The 17,889-nt window shown below is 37.9% G+C and carries 12 protein-coding genes and 1 pseudogene; 12 read left to right on the top strand and 1 reads right to left on the bottom strand.

Annotation, left to right across the window (positions count from 1 at the left end; all coding sequences use genetic code 11):
* Positions 1-33 precede the first annotated feature (33 nt).
* Entirely contained in the window at positions 34-2,541 is a 2,508-nt protein-coding gene (locus tag QM859_RS04610) for an MBL fold metallo-hydrolase (RefSeq protein ID WP_414262277.1), read from the top strand.
* A 116-nt stretch (positions 2,542-2,657) separates the two neighbouring features.
* Here the strand turns inward: QM859_RS04610 and QM859_RS04605 are convergent, their stop codons facing one another.
* On the bottom strand, positions 2,658-4,136 hold the full coding sequence (locus QM859_RS04605; RefSeq protein WP_414262276.1) for an oligosaccharide flippase family protein: 1,479 nt from the start codon (positions 4,134-4,136) through the stop codon (positions 2,658-2,660).
* 124 nt (positions 4,137-4,260) lie between these two features.
* Between QM859_RS04605 and mecA the strand changes: the two genes are divergently transcribed.
* The 11 genes and pseudogenes from mecA to QM859_RS04550 all read left to right on the top strand — a co-directional run bounded on the left by mecA (position 4,261) and on the right by QM859_RS04550 (position 17,880).
* A complete protein-coding gene (mecA, locus tag QM859_RS04600) occupies positions 4,261-4,998 on the top strand; it encodes an adaptor protein MecA (protein WP_070678029.1) in 738 nt (245 codons plus the stop codon).
* A gap of 195 nt (positions 4,999-5,193) precedes the next feature.
* A complete protein-coding gene (locus QM859_RS04595) occupies positions 5,194-5,757 on the top strand; it encodes a TIGR01440 family protein (RefSeq protein WP_414262275.1) in 564 nt (187 codons plus the stop codon).
* Between the two features lies 1 nt (position 5,758).
* Complete coding sequence (locus QM859_RS04590; protein WP_414262274.1) at positions 5,759-11,572, top strand: ZmpA/ZmpB/ZmpC family metallo-endopeptidase; 5,814 nt, start codon at positions 5,759-5,761, stop codon at positions 11,570-11,572.
* Between the two features lie 158 nt (positions 11,573-11,730).
* Positions 11,731-12,291, top strand: a complete 561-nt coding sequence (locus tag QM859_RS04585; protein ID WP_414262273.1) for a TlpA family protein disulfide reductase — start codon at positions 11,731-11,733, stop codon at positions 12,289-12,291.
* 9 nt (positions 12,292-12,300) lie between these two features.
* Entirely contained in the window at positions 12,301-13,416 is a 1,116-nt protein-coding gene (gene msrB, locus QM859_RS04580) for a peptide-methionine (R)-S-oxide reductase MsrB (RefSeq protein ID WP_414262272.1), read from the top strand.
* A 278-nt stretch (positions 13,417-13,694) separates the two neighbouring features.
* Complete coding sequence (locus QM859_RS04575) at positions 13,695-14,186, top strand: hypothetical protein (RefSeq protein WP_269797435.1); 492 nt, start codon at positions 13,695-13,697, stop codon at positions 14,184-14,186.
* Positions 14,187-14,253: 67 nt separating this feature from the next.
* Complete coding sequence (locus tag QM859_RS04570; protein WP_070458987.1) at positions 14,254-14,730, top strand: DUF2975 domain-containing protein; 477 nt, start codon at positions 14,254-14,256, stop codon at positions 14,728-14,730.
* Between the two features lie 17 nt (positions 14,731-14,747).
* Positions 14,748-14,951 (top strand): helix-turn-helix domain-containing protein, encoded by a 204-nt coding sequence (locus QM859_RS04565; protein ID WP_004252288.1) that lies wholly within the window; start codon positions 14,748-14,750, stop codon positions 14,949-14,951.
* Between the two features lie 137 nt (positions 14,952-15,088).
* Positions 15,089-16,810: an aminodeoxychorismate synthase component I gene (gene pabB, locus QM859_RS04560; RefSeq protein ID WP_269797434.1), complete on the top strand. Its 1,722-nt coding sequence runs from the start codon at positions 15,089-15,091 to the stop codon at positions 16,808-16,810.
* Between the two features lie 22 nt (positions 16,811-16,832).
* A pseudogene (locus QM859_RS04555) lies at positions 16,833-16,985 on the top strand (alpha/beta fold hydrolase); the annotation flags it as partial.
* Between the two features lie 49 nt (positions 16,986-17,034).
* Positions 17,035-17,880, top strand: coding sequence for an excalibur calcium-binding domain-containing protein (locus QM859_RS04550; RefSeq protein ID WP_414262271.1), 846 nt, complete (start codon positions 17,035-17,037; stop codon positions 17,878-17,880).
* The last annotated feature ends 9 nt before the right edge of the window (positions 17,881-17,889 follow it).

The following is a 17,889-nucleotide window of genomic DNA, read 5'->3' as shown; positions in this document are numbered from 1 at the left end:
AGAGTATATAAAAAAGAGAAAGTTGAATGCCTTATGAAAACTATGAAAAAATCAATATTACTTAGTGCCTTGATCTTATCAGCATCAATAATTCAAGCACAAACAGTGAATGCAGATACTATTTCAACAGGTTCAGGGAATCGTATCCACTTTATCAATACAAAAGCTAACTCTGGAAGTGATGCTATTTTACTAGAAAGTAATGGCCACTATGCTTTGATTGATATGGGAGAGGATTATGATTTTCCGGATGGAACGGATACACGTTATCCAAATCGATGGGGAATTTCTATTAACAATTATCAAGTTTTGGAAGATCGGTTGATTCGCCATCTTGATCAATTAGGTGTCAAGAAATTAGACTTTATACTAGGGACTCATGTTCATAGTGACCATATAGGTGGAGCAGATGAAATTCTTAATCGCTATCAAGTCGATAAATTCTATTTGAAAAAATATTCGGATCAACGAATTACAAGTACTTGGGGATTGTGGGATAACCTCTTCAATTATGATAATGCTCTTCGTGCTGCACAGAATAAGGGAGTTACACTTATTCAAGACATAAAAGATGAAGATAGCAAGTTCAAATTTGGTGACATGGATATTCAGCTTTATAATTATAAAAATGAATATGATTCTGATGGGAACTTAAAGAGAGTTCTTGATGATAATTCCAATTCAATTGTAGCAGTAGTAACTGTAGCAGGAAAAAGAATTTATCTTGGTGGTGACTTAGATAACGCTGAGGGAGCAGAAGATAAGCTAGGTCCTGTGATTGGCAAAGTAGATATGATGAAATGGAATCATCACTATGATGCTAAAGTTTCTAATACAATTGACTTCATTAATCATCTTTCCCCTAGTATGGTCATTCAAACAACTGGAGGTGACATTAATGTTGCTTCAACGAGAGATTATCTCCAAAAGAAAAATATTCAAGTGATTCACGCATCTAGCCAAACTCAGGATGCAACTGTATTTGATATTAGTGATAAAGGCTTTACAAATGTTTCAGGAGATTTTCCGAATATTCCTACTGTTGATGAGAAATGGTATCAAGAAGATGGTTACTGGAAGTATCGTTTAAAAGATGGTCAGATGGCTATCGGTTGGCAAGATATTGCTGGTGCTACATATTTCTTTAACGGAAAAGGTCAAATGCAGAGTGGTCGTTGGCTCCGTATCACTGACGAATGGAATGGAGAACCAAAATTTAATGACTACTATCTAAACAATGATGGTAAAATGCAGAAGGGTGGTTGGTTCTATCATGATAATACTTGGTACTACATCCAGTCAAACGGTGCAAGACGATATGATCAGCTAGCTGAAATCGGTGGGCAGAAGTACCTCTTTGATAAAGATGGTAAAATGCTTACTGGCTCACAAGTCTTTAATGGTAAGAAAATGTTCTTTGCAAGTAGTGGGGCATTACAGTCAGATGAGACAGGCTCTGGATGGCAAAAAATTGAATCGAACTGGTACTACTTTGATGAAGAAGGAAAACAAATAGTTGGTAAAAAGGAAATCAATGGAGTAACCTACTACTTTGATAATAAGGGAGTTATGCAAACCGGTTGGATCTCGATTGAAGGGCATTGGAGCTATTTTGCAAGTTCCGGAGCAATGAAAACAGGCTGGATCAAGGATAAAGATACTTGGTATTACTTGGATAAAGAAGGTGTTATGCTAACTGGCCTACAAGAGATTGAAGGAACTCGTTATTATCTAAATGCAAGTGGAGCCATGCAAACCGGTTGGAAGTGGTTCGATAATCATTATAGCTACTTCACAAGCAGTGGAGCAATGAAGACAGGTTGGCTCAAAGATAAGGGTCTTTGGTACTATCTAGATAAAGAAGGTATCATGCAAACTGGCCTACAAGAAATTGAAGGTGCTCGCTATTATCTAAATGCAAGTGGGGCTATGCAAACAGGTTGGAAATGGTTTGATAATCATTATAGTTACTTCACAAGTAGTGGAGCAATGAAGACAGGCTGGCTCAAAGAAAACGATCTTTGGTATTATCTAGATAAAGAAGGTATCATGCAAACAGGCCTTCAAGAAATCGAAGGTACTCGCTACTATCTAAATGCAAGTGGAGCTATGCAAACGGGCTGGAAGTGGTTCGATGACTCATACAGATTCTTTACAAATAGTGGAGCGATGAAGACAGGTTGGCTCAAAGAAAATGGACTTTGGTACTATCTAGACAAGGATGGTATCATGCAAACAGGCCTTCAAGAGATAAATGGGGCACGCTATTACCTCAATGCAAGTGGTGCCATGGAAACTGGCTGGAAACAACTGAATGGTAACTGGTACTATTTCCAAACAAATGGTTCTCTCCTAAGAAATGGAACAAGTCCTGACGGGTACAAGCTCAATGCAGATGGAATTTGGACGACTGTTACAACCGAGGAAACAACTCAGGAACAAACTGTGGCAAAAAGTCAGGGGCATATTTTCGAAACAACAGAAGTTGAGAGAACTCAACAAACAGAAAGCTTATCTGTTACATCTGAGGAAAAAAATTAATCTACTGAACCTAAAACACAAGCGAGCTAAGAATAGAATTAAGTTTCTAACTGATTTTTAATTAATTTTTTCTACAATAAAAACACCTATAAAGCTTAAGCTTTATAGGTGTTTTGTTAACTTCGCTTGATTTTTGCACGAACTAGATCTAGTGCATAGTGAAGGGTTTTATCCTTAATGATAAAGAGAGCGAAAGCATAATAAATAGCACATCCGGCAATTGTAGCTACTACCATACTGAGCATAGCCATATTCACTGTGTATGAATGAACTTGGAAGAGAATTTTACAGATATAGTAAATTGGAATAAAGCCTAATGACACAATTGTGTAGCGAGCTAATGTTCCAAAAATTTCTTTCAAATCCAAGAGTTTATGTTTCTGAATAAAGCGGATTTCAAGTAGAACCACAATTGCCTCAGCAATAATCGTTGTCCCGATGTAGTAGGCAGGAGTAAAGATGTTGTTGAAAAGGAGTAGAGAGTTTAGGATGACATTGACACCGCCCCCCATAAAGTAGAAAGCTGTTAATCGGTTTTCATGGTCATTGATAAAGATAATTTGCTTTCCAAGGATTAATTCGATAGCCCAGATAATGGTTCGAAAGGCAAAGACGCTTGTTACAATTCCTGCTTCTATATATTTCTCAGAAGAGTAAATAACAGTCGCATAGGTTCCTAAAACCATGATTCCGATACTAGTCGGAATCATGAGGAAGAAAAAGAGAGATGCACCTTGGTTGACCAGATACTTATAAGAATGAAAATCTTTTTTTCCTAAGTAGTAACCAAGTCGAGGAATGCTGACATTGATAGCTCCACTCAGGACACTAGCAATCAGCATAACAATACTTGAAGCAATAGTGTAGTAGGAGATGTAATTCTCATCAGGTCCTTTGGTGATGAACATACGGTCTAGCAAGGTGTAGAGCATATTGGCATTTGCTAGAAGCAACATGGTCAGAAGTGGCTTAGATGCTTTGATGAGTTCAATAACTTCGATCTTGACAAAGGAAACTTCTCGTTTAATCCATAGGAAGCTGAGTAGATAGTTGATAATGGTTGTTGCACTCATGATTGTAGCATAAGGAACAATATCATCAGGTGTCCTAACGAAAGCGAAGATAGCGACTAACATTCCAATACGAATCACGAGTGTTTTATAAAGGATAAAAGAATAATTCTCATAGGCTTCATTCATCCATTCGATATTCAGAAATTGGAAGAGAGCTTGGATTCCAAGGATATAGTAAAGAATTTTTAGATTGACAATACTAGTATCAAAATAAATAAAGAGGAAATAGATAGCTGTTGTTACAACTGAAGTAATGAGCGAAATATAGAACAACTTAGAAAAGACATAATTAATCTTATTTTTGTCATCCTTTACTTTACTAATTGCTCGAATCCCATAATTGTAAATCCCAAAGGCAGCTAGTGGAATGACAAAGCTTGCCCAGGTGTTAGCTGTGTTAAAGTAGCCGTAATTTGATTTACTAAGAATCCGTGTTAGATAGGGATTAGTAATCAGGGGAAAAACGATGTTTAAAATATTGACCAGCAAGCTAGCCAAAGCATTAACTTTTATATTTTTCATGAAACTTTCTTTCTTACATTCTAAAATAGATACTAGTATTATATCACATTCCAACGCCATTCTTTTGATAAAATCATTTAAATCTTGTATAATAGATAGAACTGAAAGTATGAGGTTACGAACTATGAAAATGAAACAAATCAGTGATACGACTTTGAAAATCACCATGTCTTTAGAAGATTTGATGGATCGTGGAATGGAAATCGCAGACTTTCTCGTTCCACAAGAAAAAACAGAAGAGTTCTTCTATGCCATTCTGGATGAGTTAGAGATGCCAGACAGTTTCTTGGATACAGGTATGCTTAGCTTCCGAGTGACACCGAAACCTGATAAGGTGGATGTCTTTGTGACCAAGTCTAAGATTGACCAAAACTTGGATTTTGAAGATTTGGCAGATCTTCCTGATATGGATGAACTAGCAAAAATGTCTCCAGATGAATTTTTGAAAACGTTGGAAAAAACCATGGCCGAGAAAACTAAAGAAGACATTGAAGCTATCCAATCTCTAGAGCAGGTTGAAAAAGAGGAAGAAGCGGCGATTGATGAAATTGCTGAGGTGGATGAAGGGAAAAGAGAACCTTATATCTACTACATCCTACGTTTTGACGACTTAACTAGTTTGGTTTCTTTTGCAAAAACAGTCGATTATCAAATGGAGACTTCAGAACTTTACAAGATGAACGACCAATACTATCTAACAGTCTTGGTTGATGTAGAAGATCATCCAAGTCTTTATCCGGCTTGGTTATTGGCTCGCATGCGTGAATTTGCAGATGATAGTGATATCAGCCGTTCAGTTCTCCAAGAATACGGTCAAATCATCATCAATCACGATGCCGTCCAAGGACTCCAAAAAGTTTGAAGTATTTGAAAAAAGACAGAGAATTAGAATTCTCTGTTTTTTTCGTTTTAGATGTGGATTTAATTAGGTTTAGACTATACAATAATTTTTGTAAACTCAATTGAGGTACTATAGATAAATACTTTCTATCACGTCACTTAGCTTGCTAAAATAATGAAAAAACGATATCATAGAAGGAAGTAAGCGAGGTAAAGTATGGACCAAGGACATTTACAAAAAGAGGTAGAGGAAATCCTAGAAGATGTGTTGGCAAAGGCTTCTCTCCATGAGGGAGCTCTCTTTGTTTTGGGCTTATCTTCCAGTGAGGTGATAGGAGGACACATCGGGAAAGCCTCTAGTCAAGAAATTGGGGAATTAACTGTTAAAAGAATCTTAGAAATCTTATCAGCCCGAGGAATCCACCTAGCAGTTCAGGGATGTGAACATGTCAATCGGGCCTTGGTAGTAGAACGAGAGGTTGCAATCAAATACAATCTTGAGATTGTTAGTGTTCTTCCGACACTGAACGCTGGAGGATCAGGTCAATTGGCGGCTTTTCGCTATATGAAAGACCCAGTTGAGGTCGAATTTATCAAAGCTGATGCAGGACTCGATATTGGAGATACGGCTATAGGGATGCATATCAAGCATGTTCAAGTACCGATACGTCCAGTTTTGAGATCAATCGGCCAAGCCCACGTAACTGCCCTCGCTAGTCGTCCAAAACTGATTGGAGGGGCACGTGCTCAATATCCACAAGATGCTATTAGGAAATCGTAAAATGGAAAAGAAACAAGTTGAAAAGGTTATAAAATATTCTATTAGAAAGTTCTCTGTTGGAGTCGGTTCTGCTGTCATCGGGGCCTTGCTTTTTGGTGCTAACAGTCTCTTGCTTGATCAAGTAGCAGCTAATGAAGTTTGTGAGCCAAATCAGGTACACTATCGCTATTTGGCAGAGCAAGAGTTGACAGAAGCTGAAAAAGCCCTTATTCATAGAGAGATTCCGTCGAATTTAGAACAAGATGATATTGTTTATCTTGTTTATAGAAAAAAAGAAGTTGGAAGCCAGCTGTTACCAAGTACTGGAAGTAAAGAGCTAGGTCTCGTTGGTTTTGGCTTTGCGACAGCTGCATTAGCTGTACTAGTATTCTCTAAGAAGCGACCTAATAAGATAGCAGGTATTCTTTTTATTGGTGCACTTGGAGGTAGCTACTTCGTTCCTCAGACTATTCAAGCTTTTGAAAATCAAATTCTTTTATCTTATAACCAAACAATTTCTGCTTGTAGTCAAGAAGATTTAGCCAATGGAGTTATTCAAATTGATGGATATGACTACATTGGTTACTTCAAAGAAGCTGATTTGAAAGTTTCAATGCCTGAAAATAATCAAGATAATAACTTGATTACAGATAAAGTGACACAAGAAGCTCGTGAAGGCGAATCACTTGTTCAACCAGAGCTTCCAACCTACAGCGAAGAGACTACAACTACAGCAACACAGGGAGAAACTCAAGGAAGCGAATCTCTCGTTCAGCCAGAACCTCCTGTTCATACAAGTGAAGAAACAACAGAGAGCACCCAAGAAGAAGCTCCTATTGGTGAATCCCCTGTCAAACCAGAGTCTCCAGCCCAACCAGAGAATAGTACAGCCAAGGGTACTCAAGAAGAAGGTCATGTAGGCGAATCTCCAATCCAACCTGAACTCCCAGCCTATACAGGAAAAGTAACAGCCAAGGGTACTCAAGAAGAAGGTCATGTAGGCGAATCTCCAATCCAACCGGAATTACCAGCCTATACAGGAGAAGTAACAGCCAAGGGTACTCAAGAAGAAGGTCATGTAGGCGAATCTCCAATCCAACCTGAACTCCCAGCCTATACAGGAAAAGTAACAGCCAAGGGTACTCAAGAAGAAGGTCATGTAGGTGAATCTCTAATCCAACCTGAACTCCCAGTCTATACAGATGAAGTAACAGCTAAAGGGACTCAGGAAGAAGGACACGAAGGTGAACCCCTCATTCAACCGAGCTTGCCAGAATACAATCTAACAGAATCAACTGTGACAGAAACAGAAACTGTTACAATTCCATATTCTACAGAATACCTATCGGATTCTAATCGCTATACTGACGAAGAAAGTGTTGTTCAAAAGGGTGAAGCTGGTAGTCAACTCATACATCGTGTCTACAAAACTGTAGATGGGGAGAAAGTTGGCGAAGCTATCAGCACTAGTACGGAAGTTGTTAAAGCTCCTGTAGCTGAAAAAATCAGTCGTGGAACCAAACCAACTGAAGGCCAAACCGAAGAAGTTTCTGTTGAAGAAGTTCCTTTTAAAACGATAATGGAACAAGATTCTAGTCTACTCAAGGGAACTGAAACAGTTGCTCAGGTAGGCAAGAATGGTAAGAAGAAAATTACCAAAGTCTACAAAACTATCAAGGGTGTGAAAACTGCAGATGCACCTACTGTTTCAGAAGAAGTTCTTGAACAGGCACAAGACCACATTATCAAAAAAGGTACTAAGGAATTAGAAAAACCTACTCTAACATTAACTAAAGTTGATACAGAAGAATTGAATCGAAGTGCAAATGCAACTTATAGCCTAAAAAAACCAGATGGAGTGACTATCAAGTCTATTCAAGCAGTGTTGAAAAAAGGCGATCAAGTTATTAAGACATTTGCTATTTCAGAGTCTAATCTTGCGACAGCTTTAGCTGATCTAGATTATTACAAGGATTATACACTTGCGACGACTATGGTGTATGATCGTGGTAATGGTGACGAAGAAGAAATTCTTAAAGAAGAACCATTGAGAATCGACCTTAAAAAAGTTGAAGTCAAAAATATTAAGGAAACAAGCTTAATCAGTGTGGATGACCAAGGTAATGAGACCGATAGTAGTCTTTTGTCCGAGAAACCATCGAATGTTAAGTCTTACTACTTAAAAGTTACGACTTACGATAACAAGGCTACGAAACTAGCTGTTGATAAAATCGAAGAAGTTACTGTAGATGGAAATAAACTTTACAAAGTAACTGCTAAAGCACCTGATTTGATTCAACGTACTGCAGAAAATCGTTTCACTGAAGAGTATGTACACTATTTACCTAAGCCAAAAGCTCATGAAGGTGATGTCTACTACGACTTTAATGAACTTGTGAAAGCTATGCAAGCAAATCCTACTGGTACCTTTAAGCTTGGTAGCAATATGAATGCTAATAATGTACCGCCAGCTGGCAAATCTTATGTAACCAATGCCTTTAAAGGTTCATTAGGAAGTACTGATGGTAATAAATTTGCTATTCATAATATCACTAGACCATTATTTGGAAACATTGAAGGTGGTTCTGTTAAGGATCTCTTACTGGAAAATGTCAATATTGATATGCCTGGAGTTGATCGAGTAGCTCCAATCGCCAATGTTATCAAAAACAATGCAACTATTGAAAATGTCAAAGTAACCGGAAGTGTTGTCGGTAACAATGATGTAGCTGGTATTATCAATAAAATTGATGGTAGTGGAAAAGTAAGTAATGTCGCCTTTATCGGTAAACTTCATGCTGCTGGCAATAGAGGAGGCTATTTAGCTGGTATTCTTGGTGAAAACTGGAAGGGTGTTGTTGAGAAAGCATACGTTGATGCTGAGATCACTGGTAATAAAGCCAAAGCTGCAGGTCTAGTCTATTCATCGCAAAATGGTGCTAATAACTATACGGTTGGTAAAGAAGGGGTCCTTAGAAATTCAGTTGCTAAAGGTTCTATCGAACTGAAAGAAGCTGTTCAGTCTGGTGGATTGCTGGGTACCAACTGGGCCTTAGGTACTATTGAAGACAACATCACTATGATGAAAGTCAAAACAGGTGAAATGGTGTTTGGTCACTCGGATATTGATGCTGACGACTACTTCACATATTCAAGAACCAAACGTAATTATAGTGTTGATGATGTGAGTGAAGGTAAAAAATCCTTTAACAATTCACGTAAAATTCCAAGTATCTCACTGGCTGAAGCTGAGAAGAAAATTGAAGCAATGGGAATTACTGCTGATAAATTTACCAGCAGCAAACCTATTGAAGACAAGCTTAATAACAGTCTAAACAAAGATGATCAGTACAAAGCAATTGATAGTTATGATGCGACTCGTGAGCTAGCTTACCGTAATATCGCAAAACTTCAACCTTTCTATAACAAAGAGTGGATTGTAGACCAAGGTAATAAATTAGCTGCAGGAAGTCCTCTCTTGACTAAAGAAGTATTGTCTGTAACTGCTATGAAAGGCAATACCTTTGTGACGGAATTAGCTGATGCTGATCATATTATGATCCACTATGCAGATAAGACAAAAGATATCTTTACCATTTCGCCTAAAGATTCAAAAGTGAAACAAGTGAAAGAGTACGGTATTGCAGAACTTGGTGAAGTTGTTTATACTCCGAATATGGTTGACAAGGACCGTAGTGATCTCATCAATGCTATTGTTGAAAAATTGAGTCCTGTGGAATTACAATCTGACCCAATCTACACGCACCTTGGTAGAACTGGTCCAAACAAAGTTAATGCTATTAAGAACCTTTATCTTGAAGAAACCTTCAAAGAAGTTAAGGATAATCTTACTAAATTTGTGAAACAGTTGGTTGAAAATGAGGATCATCAATTAAACACAGATGAGGCTGCTAAACGTGCTTTAATCAAGAAAATTGATGATAACAAGGCAGCGATTCTCCTTGGCCTATCTTACCTTAACCGTTATTACGGAGTGAAGTTTGATGATTTCAATATCAAGCAACTCATGTTGTTTAAGCCAGACTTCTATGGTAAGAATGTAAGTGTATTAGACCGTTTGATTGAAATTGGTTCAAAAGAAGATTATGTCAAAGGAACTCGTACACACGATGCCTTCCGTGAAGTAGTTGCTAAAAATACTCTTTCTGGCAACCTAAATGACTTCCTGAAATATAACATGGAACTCTTCACAAAAGATACAGACTTGAATGATTGGTTTATAAAAGCAACTAAAGATAATGTCTATATCGTGGAACCAAAAACAACAAATCCTGATTTTGCTGATAAGAAACATAGAGCTTACGAAGGCTTAAATAACGATATGCATGGCAAGATGATTTTACCACTCTTGAACTTAAAAGATGCCCATATGTTCTTGATTTCAACATACAATACCATGGCCTATAGTTCATTTGAAAAATATGGTAAGAACACTGAAGCAGAACGGAATGCCTTCAAATCTGAAATTGATAAGGTTGCTAAAGGACAACAGAATTACTTAGATTTCTGGTCACGTCTATCTCTAGATAAAGTACGTAATCAGCTCTTGAAGAGCAATAATATGGTTCCAACACCTGTACTGGACAACCAGAATTATAAAGGCATTAGTACTGATCGTTATGGCCATACAAACAGTGGTAAAGATGTGGCACCTATCCGTGAATTGTATGGACCTACAGACCGTTACCATGCGACTGATTGGCGTATGGGAGCTGTGGCTCGCGTTTATGCGAATCCATATAAGGATGATTCTGTCTTCTTTATGGTGACGGACATGATTAGTGATTTTGGGGTGTCTGCCTTTACTCATGAAACAACTCACGTAAATGACCGAATGGTTTACCTAGGTGGCTCAAGACACCGTGAAGGAACAGATCTTGAAGCATTTGCTCAAGGAATGTTACAAACTCCGTCAGTATCAAATCCAAATGGTGAATACAAAGCCCTAGGTCTTAACATGGCTTATGAACGTCCTAATGATGGAAATCAATGGTATAACACTAATCCAAATGATCTGAAGTCACGTGACGAAATTGATCGTTACATGAAGGGCTATAATGATACGCTCATGCTTCTGGATTATCTTGAAGGAGAAGCTGTCCTCAATAAAGCAAATCAAGATTTAAACAACGCTTGGTTCAAGAAAGTAGACAAACAATACCGAGGAAATAACACCAAGAATCAATTCGATAAGGTGCGACCTTTGAGTGATGAGGAAAAGGCTATTCCATTACGTACAGTAGATGACCTAGTAACTAACAACTTCATGACCAACCGTGGCCCAGGTAACAGAGTTTATAATCCATCTGACTTTGATTCTGCTTATGTCACGGTTCCAATGATGTCTGGTATCTACGGTGGGAATACTAGTGAAGGTGCTCCTGGAGCTATGTCCTTCAAACACAATACTTTCAGAATCTGGGGTTACTATGGCTACGAAAAAGGCTTCCTAAACTATGCTTCTAACATGCTAAAAGCTGAATCTAAGAAAGCTGGTAAAGAGACCCTAGGTGACGATTTCATCATCAACAAGATTTCTGAAGGAAAATTCAACAATCTTGAAGATTGGAAGAAAGCTTACTTCGAAGAAGTAGTGAATAACGCTAAAAAAGGAATTCAGTCTATTGAAATCGATGGTAAAACATACAATAGTTATGAAGACTTGAAACGAGCATTTGCTGAAGCAGTTGATAAAGATAAGACCACTCTAAGTAATGGTTCTGTCAAATTTGATAACACCGTATCACTTAAAGAAAAACTCTTTAAGAAACTTCTTCAACAAACAGATAGCTTTAAAACTTCTATCTTTAAATAATCAATTGACTCCCACCTGCTAAGCAGGTGGGAGTTTTTTGTGTCCCAAAAGATGCCTTATTTTCCAAACAGATTTCAAGTATTTTTAGGGTGATAGGTATATAATAGAGCTATAATACAATATCTATATTCATATGATGAACGAGAAAGGTGATGAAAATGAAAAAATGGCAAGCAACTGTATTGGTCTGCGCTAGTCTGGTCTGTCTATCGGCTTGTAACAATCAGATGGAGAATCAAGCTGATAAGCAAAATGAAGACAAACAAGCGCAAGTTAGCTCTCAAACTGCAAAAAAAGGGGAAGAAGTTCCAGACTTTGAACTCACGGGAGTTGATGGTAAAACGTATCGCCTATCAGATTACAAAGGCAAAAAAGTCTATCTCAAATTTTGGGCTTCATGGTGTTCTATTTGTCTAGCCAGCCTCCCTGATACCGATGAACTGGCAAAAGAAGCTGGCGATGACTTTGTAATCTTGACAGTTGTTTCTCCTGGTCAAAAAGGGGAACAAGCAGAAGAAGCCTTCAAAAAATGGTATCAGGGTTTGGACTATAAAAATCTCCCTGTCCTATTAGACCCTTCGGGAAAACTCTTAGCAAGTTACGGAGTCCGTTCTTATCCAACTCAGGTCTTTATTGATAAAGAAGGCAAACTAGTTAAGACCCAGCCAGGTTTTATGGACAAAGAAACTATTTTACAGACGCTAAAAAGCATAGATTAGAGGCTCATCATGAATGATAAATTAAAAACAATACTCTTAATTGGAGTGTTCATTTGCATCATCATCGGAATTTTATTTCTTTTGGAAAGAAGAAGCGCTAGCTACACCGATACCTCTCAAATTGAGAAGGCAGCAGTTAGCCAAGGTCAAGGTGTTAAGAAAAAAACGGAGCCAGATAAAGATGCTGACCTACATGAAATATATCTAGCGGGAGGCTGTTTCTGGGGAGTTGAAGAGTATTTTTCAAGAGTAGCAGGTGTGACAGATGCTGTTTCTGGCTATGCGAATGGCAGAGGAGAAACAACCCAGTATGAATTGATCGGTCAAACAGGCCATGCTGAAACTGTTCATGTGACTTATGATGCCAATCAAATTACATTAAAAGAAATCCTGCTCCATTATTTCCGCATTATCAATCCAACTAGCAAAAACAAGCAAGGTAATGACGTAGGAACCCAATATCGCACGGGAGTCTACTATACAGATGAAAAAGACCTAGAAGTCATCAATCAAGTCTTTGAGCAAGTTGCTCAAAAGTATGACCAGCCTCTAGCAGTTGAAAAGGAAGCCTTATCTAATTTTATCGTGGCTGAGGACTACCACCAAGACTATCTCCAGAAAAATCCAAATGGATATTGCCATATCAATGTCAATCAAGCATCCTATCCTGTTATTGATGCGAGTAAATATCCAAAACCGAGTGACGATGAATTGAAAAAACTCCTCTCTCCTGAAGAGTATGCAGTGACTCAAAATAGTCAAACAGAACGGGCATTTTCAAATCGTTACTGGGATAAATTTGAAGCAGGTCTTTATGTAGATGTGGCGACAGGTGAACCCCTCTTTTCTTCGAAAGATAAATTTGAATCGGGCTGTGGTTGGCCAAGCTTTACCCAGCCTATCAGTCCAGATGTTGCGACCTACAAGGAAGACAAGTCTTATAATATGGTCAGAACAGAAGTCAGAAGCCGAACTGGTGATTCCCACTTAGGACATGTCTTTACAGACGGACCTCAGGACAAGGGGGGACTTCGCTATTGTATTAACAGCCTGTCTATCCGTTTTATTCCAAAGGATCAAATGAAAGAAAAGGGTTATGGTTATTTGTTAGATTATGTTGAGTGAACGTGATATTCTTAAAAAGAGTTTACTAAAAATGTTTTGGATTCATATTTGATTTTTTTAGAAGTGTTGACTTTAATATTTGGAGTCTAATTGCTCTTAAATAAAGATATTTTTAAATAAAAGAAAAAAATTATCAAAAAACGATAAAAAAGTGTTGCATTTCAAAAAAATTATGCTATACTAGACATATCGATAAACAATAATAAGTTTTCGAGTAGTAACAAAAAGAGCTCATTTGTTGCTAAAACTAAAAATATTTTATAAAAGAGGAAATCATCATGAAAAAAACTACATCAACTAAAATCGTAAACTTTACTAAATCACTTGTTACACTAGGCTCTAATTTCGGAATCTTTACCCTCAGTTTCTTTAGTATCGCTTCCTTAGTTCTTCTACTTGGTCAATTTGATATCAGCCAACTAATGCCTGAAGGTGGAGAGGTAACAAGGTCAGGCTACGAAGCGTGGGGAGGGGTTAATGCCTTTGTTCTAACCTTTGTTGCTGGTAATACACTTCTGACTTATGGCCTTATCAAATTAAAACAGTTTGCTAAGGACTTTAAGGAAAGCGATTTTTTTGAAGATACAACCATTTCATTCTTGAAAAAAGGTGCAGTTTTAATGACACTAGTAGGAGCAATCCAAGGTATTACAGAACTTATTCTTAACCCAGCTCATATTATTTTTAACTTCTCGATTGCAGCATTTTTGTTTCTTGCTAGCTTGGTGCTTACCTCTATCAAAAACCAATTTTCAGATAAAGTAGCATAATACATGTACGTAATACTTACTAATATTGTATAATATAGTAGAGATTAGAAACGAGGTTTTGAAATTAATGTCTAAGAAAAATTCCTACTTACCATTTGCTTTAGGTTTTATTAATATCCTACTTTTTATCTTGGGAGTATCTTTAGTTATATCCATCCTTTTAACAGTTTTCAATGTAACTGAGATTAGCCTATTTAACCTTGGGACTATTTCCTTAAAACCTGATATGGTGAATACTTCAATACTAGTGAGTGCTTTGTCCTTTATCAATAGCTTTATCATTCTGTTTGTACTATTCTGTGTTAGACAGTTCTTCCAAAATATTATTCATGAACAGATTTTTACAAGTTATAATGTCAAACTTGCTAATCGTATTTCTCTTTCTCTCTTTATTGCCTCATTTCTAGGAGATGGTATTTTGACACTCAATGGTTATTCATTTCTAAATATAACTTTCATGGTTACTGCTCTCGTTGTTTGGACAATTGGTAAAGTCCTTGAAAAAGCAAACGAAATTGCAGAAGAAAATGAGTTTACAATTTAGAGAAAGGAGACTATCACATGATTGTTATTAATCTAGATGTCGAATTAGCAAAGAAAAAAATGCGTTCAGGAGATTTAGCAGAACGTGTAGGTATTACTCCCGCAAATCTTTCAATACTGAAAACAGGTAAGGCCAAAGCTATACGTTTTTCAACGCTAGAAGCCATTTGTAAAGAACTTGGGTGCCAACCTGGTGATATATTGGAATATGTGCCAGATTAAAAAGTGGTTCAGCATAAGCTGAACCTTTTTATTTTGTTAAATTATATAAAGAATTCTAAAACATTTCCTGATAATCTGATAAAAAATACTGACTAGATAAATTCTAGGGACCTTCTTATTTATGGTATACTTAGGATATGCATAGAAAAACAGTGATTGATTTTAGGGCTTTGGGCGAGAGATACACCTTTACCCAGCCTATCAAAGAGTTAAAAACCAGAGATTTAGCACAAGTGGCGGACTTATTAGCACAAGTGGAAAGCTACCAAGAGCAAGGCTACTATGTGGTGGGCTATGTCAGCTATGAGGCTGCACCAGCTTTTGAGGAAAAATTAGCAGTACACTCAGGTCCCTTGTTAGGAGAGTATCTCCTCTATTTCACTATTCATGATAGTGTAGAAAAATCCAGTATCCCTCTGACTTATGAGGAGGTGGATTTGCCATCAAATTGGCAGGAAGTAACATCTGCTGAGGACTATGAAAAGGCGATTGCCCAAATTCACCATCATTTAAGACAAGGAGATACCTATCAGGTCAATTATACTGTCCAACTCAAGCAGAATTTAAGTGCTAATCCTTTTGCCATTTACAATCGTATGGTGGTTGAGCAGGAAGCGGGATATAATGCCTACGTAGAGCATGATGATATGGCAGTGATTTCCATGAGTCCTGAACTCTTTTTTGAGCAAAATGGTCGTGAGTTGACGACTCGTCCTATGAAGGGGACGACTAAACGTGGTTTGAATAACGATGACGACTTGAAAGAGGCGGCTTGGTTGGAACAGGATCCCAAAAATCGTTCAGAAAACATGATGATAGTGGATCTCTTGCGCAATGACATGAATCGTATTTCTGAGGTTGGTAGTGAGCATGTGGAGCGTTTATGCCAAGTGGAGCAGTATTCTACGGTGTGGCAGATGACTTCGACTATCAAGAGTCAGTTACGACCGGATGTTGATCTAGTAGAAATCTTCCGTTCGCTTTTTCCATGTGGCTCCATCACAGGAGCTCCCAAGATAGCGACCATGGAAATTATCAAGGACTTGGAACCCCAACCCAGAGGAGTTTACTGTGGGACATTTGGACTCTTACTTCCCAATGGTAGACGGATTTTCAACGTAGCCATTCGAACCATTCAACTGCATGGAGGGCAAGCCATCTATGGTGTCGGAGGTGGCATCACTTGGGATAGTACTTGGGAGTCAGAATACCGTGAAGTCCAGCAAAAAGCAGCGGTTCTTTATCGAAAACAGCCTTGTTTTCAGCTGATTACGACAGGGAAAATCAACCAGAAAAAATTGCTCTTTGAAAAGCAACATCTAGAAAGATTGCAAAAGGCTAGTCGTTATTTTGCCTTTCCATTTGACCAAGAAGTTTTGAGACAAAAAATAGAGAAGGAGTACCAGTCTTGTGACATCTGTCAAGATTATCGGATACGAATCAGTCTCAGCAAATCTGGAGAGATTGAAATTGAACGACAAGTATTGACACCACTTAGCTCTAACTTTTGTCAGGCCAAACTTTGTCTACAGGAAGCGGATTTGGAGCAGGCCTTTACCTACTTTAAGACGACACACCGACCACATTTGACAGTGGGAGAGCAGGAAATCATCTATCACACTGCTGATGGAAAATTGCTTGAGACCTCCATTGGGAATCTAATCTTAAAAATGGATGGTAAGCTCTATACCCCACCTAGTACTCTTGGCATTTTATCAGGGATTTATCGCCAGCATTTACTTGAAAGTGGGCAGGTAGAAGAGAAGGTCTTGATTTTATCAGATTTGAAAGAAGCAGAAGTTATTTATGGCTGTAATGCAGTTAGGGGCTTGTATGAGTTGTCAATGAAGGAGAACTAAATGAAACTAATATTTTTACATGGATAAGCCTAATCTAAAGGTTATGGAAGGTATTCAACAACTGTTGCCAGATTCTTAATTTCAGATTATCCCTGACGGCCCTCATATCTTGAATAGGGCAAAACTAAAAGAGTTTGCAGAAATAACTAGAAGTTTTCTTGAATTGCTGAAATAAGTTTGATAAAATAATATCGAGATTAATATTATAATTTTAGGAGGAAATCATGAACAAACGTCATTTATTAAAACTTGGTCTAGCTTCTTTACCTGCTCTAGCTTTGTTTTTACATCCAGTTGTGGCAGATGAAAGTATCCATTTTTCAAGCTGTAAGGAAGCTTGGGAGAATGGTTATGCAGATATTCATAAGGGAGAACCAGGGTATTCTACTACTCTAGATAAGGATCATGATGGGATTGCCTGTGAATCGAAGAATGCGCCTAAGGGTGTTTTAAAAGAGAAAAAGTCGAGTACATCACAAGCTAACACCAATGTAGCACCAAATAGTGCAGCACCTACCTCAAGTGTAGCAGCTGAAAGTGGCTGGGTTCGTCAGAATGGATCTTGGTACTATTTTTCTGAAAATGGGAAACCAGTAACAAATACTTGGCAGGGTGCTTACTATCTCAAGTCAGATGGAAGAATGGCTGAGAATGAGTGGGTATACGATAACTATTACCAAGCCTGGTATTACCTTAAATCAGATGGATCTTATGCACGTAATGCTTGGCAGGGAAGTTACTATCTCAAATCAGATGGTAAGATGGCTCAGGGTGAATGGATTTATGATTCTTACTACAAAGCTTGGTATTACCTCAAATCAGATGGAGCTTATGCGCATAATACTTGGCAAGGTTCATATTACCTCAAGTCAAATGGGAAAATGGCTCAGAGTGAGTGGGTCTATGATTCTTCTTACCAAGCCTGGTATTACTTGAAATCAGATGGATCTTATGCTCGCAATGCATGGCAAGGAAATTACTATTTGAAATCGGATGGTAAAATGGCTAAGAATGAGCGAGTGGATGGTGGACGCTATTATGTAGATGCTTCTGGTTTGTGGAAACCATAGAGTAGAAAT

Source organism: Streptococcus infantis (assembly GCF_047463175.1).
GTDB lineage: Bacteria > Bacillota > Bacilli > Lactobacillales > Streptococcaceae > Streptococcus > Streptococcus infantis_AC.
This window is presented reverse-complemented; position numbering and strand designations above follow the sequence as displayed.

Bases quoted from the DNA above. Each gene is read 5' to 3' on its own strand.
- QM859_RS04610 (WP_414262277.1), top strand. From the start codon at position 34: ATGAAAACTATGAAAAAATCAATATTACTTAGTGCCTTGATCTTATCA.
- QM859_RS04605 (WP_414262276.1), bottom strand. From the start codon at position 4,136: ATGAAAAATATAAAAGTTAATGCTTTGGCTAGCTTGCTGGTCAATATT.
- mecA (WP_070678029.1), top strand. From the start codon at position 4,261: ATGAAAATGAAACAAATCAGTGATACGACTTTGAAAATCACCATGTCT.
- QM859_RS04595 (WP_414262275.1), top strand. From the start codon at position 5,194: ATGGACCAAGGACATTTACAAAAAGAGGTAGAGGAAATCCTAGAAGAT.
- QM859_RS04590 (WP_414262274.1), top strand. From the start codon at position 5,759: ATGGAAAAGAAACAAGTTGAAAAGGTTATAAAATATTCTATTAGAAAG.
- QM859_RS04585 (WP_414262273.1), top strand. From the start codon at position 11,731: ATGAAAAAATGGCAAGCAACTGTATTGGTCTGCGCTAGTCTGGTCTGT.
- msrB (WP_414262272.1), top strand. From the start codon at position 12,301: ATGAATGATAAATTAAAAACAATACTCTTAATTGGAGTGTTCATTTGC.
- QM859_RS04575 (WP_269797435.1), top strand. From the start codon at position 13,695: ATGAAAAAAACTACATCAACTAAAATCGTAAACTTTACTAAATCACTT.
- QM859_RS04570 (WP_070458987.1), top strand. From the start codon at position 14,254: ATGTCTAAGAAAAATTCCTACTTACCATTTGCTTTAGGTTTTATTAAT.
- QM859_RS04565 (WP_004252288.1), top strand. From the start codon at position 14,748: ATGATTGTTATTAATCTAGATGTCGAATTAGCAAAGAAAAAAATGCGT.
- pabB (WP_269797434.1), top strand. From the start codon at position 15,089: ATGCATAGAAAAACAGTGATTGATTTTAGGGCTTTGGGCGAGAGATAC.
- QM859_RS04550 (WP_414262271.1), top strand. From the start codon at position 17,035: ATGAACAAACGTCATTTATTAAAACTTGGTCTAGCTTCTTTACCTGCT.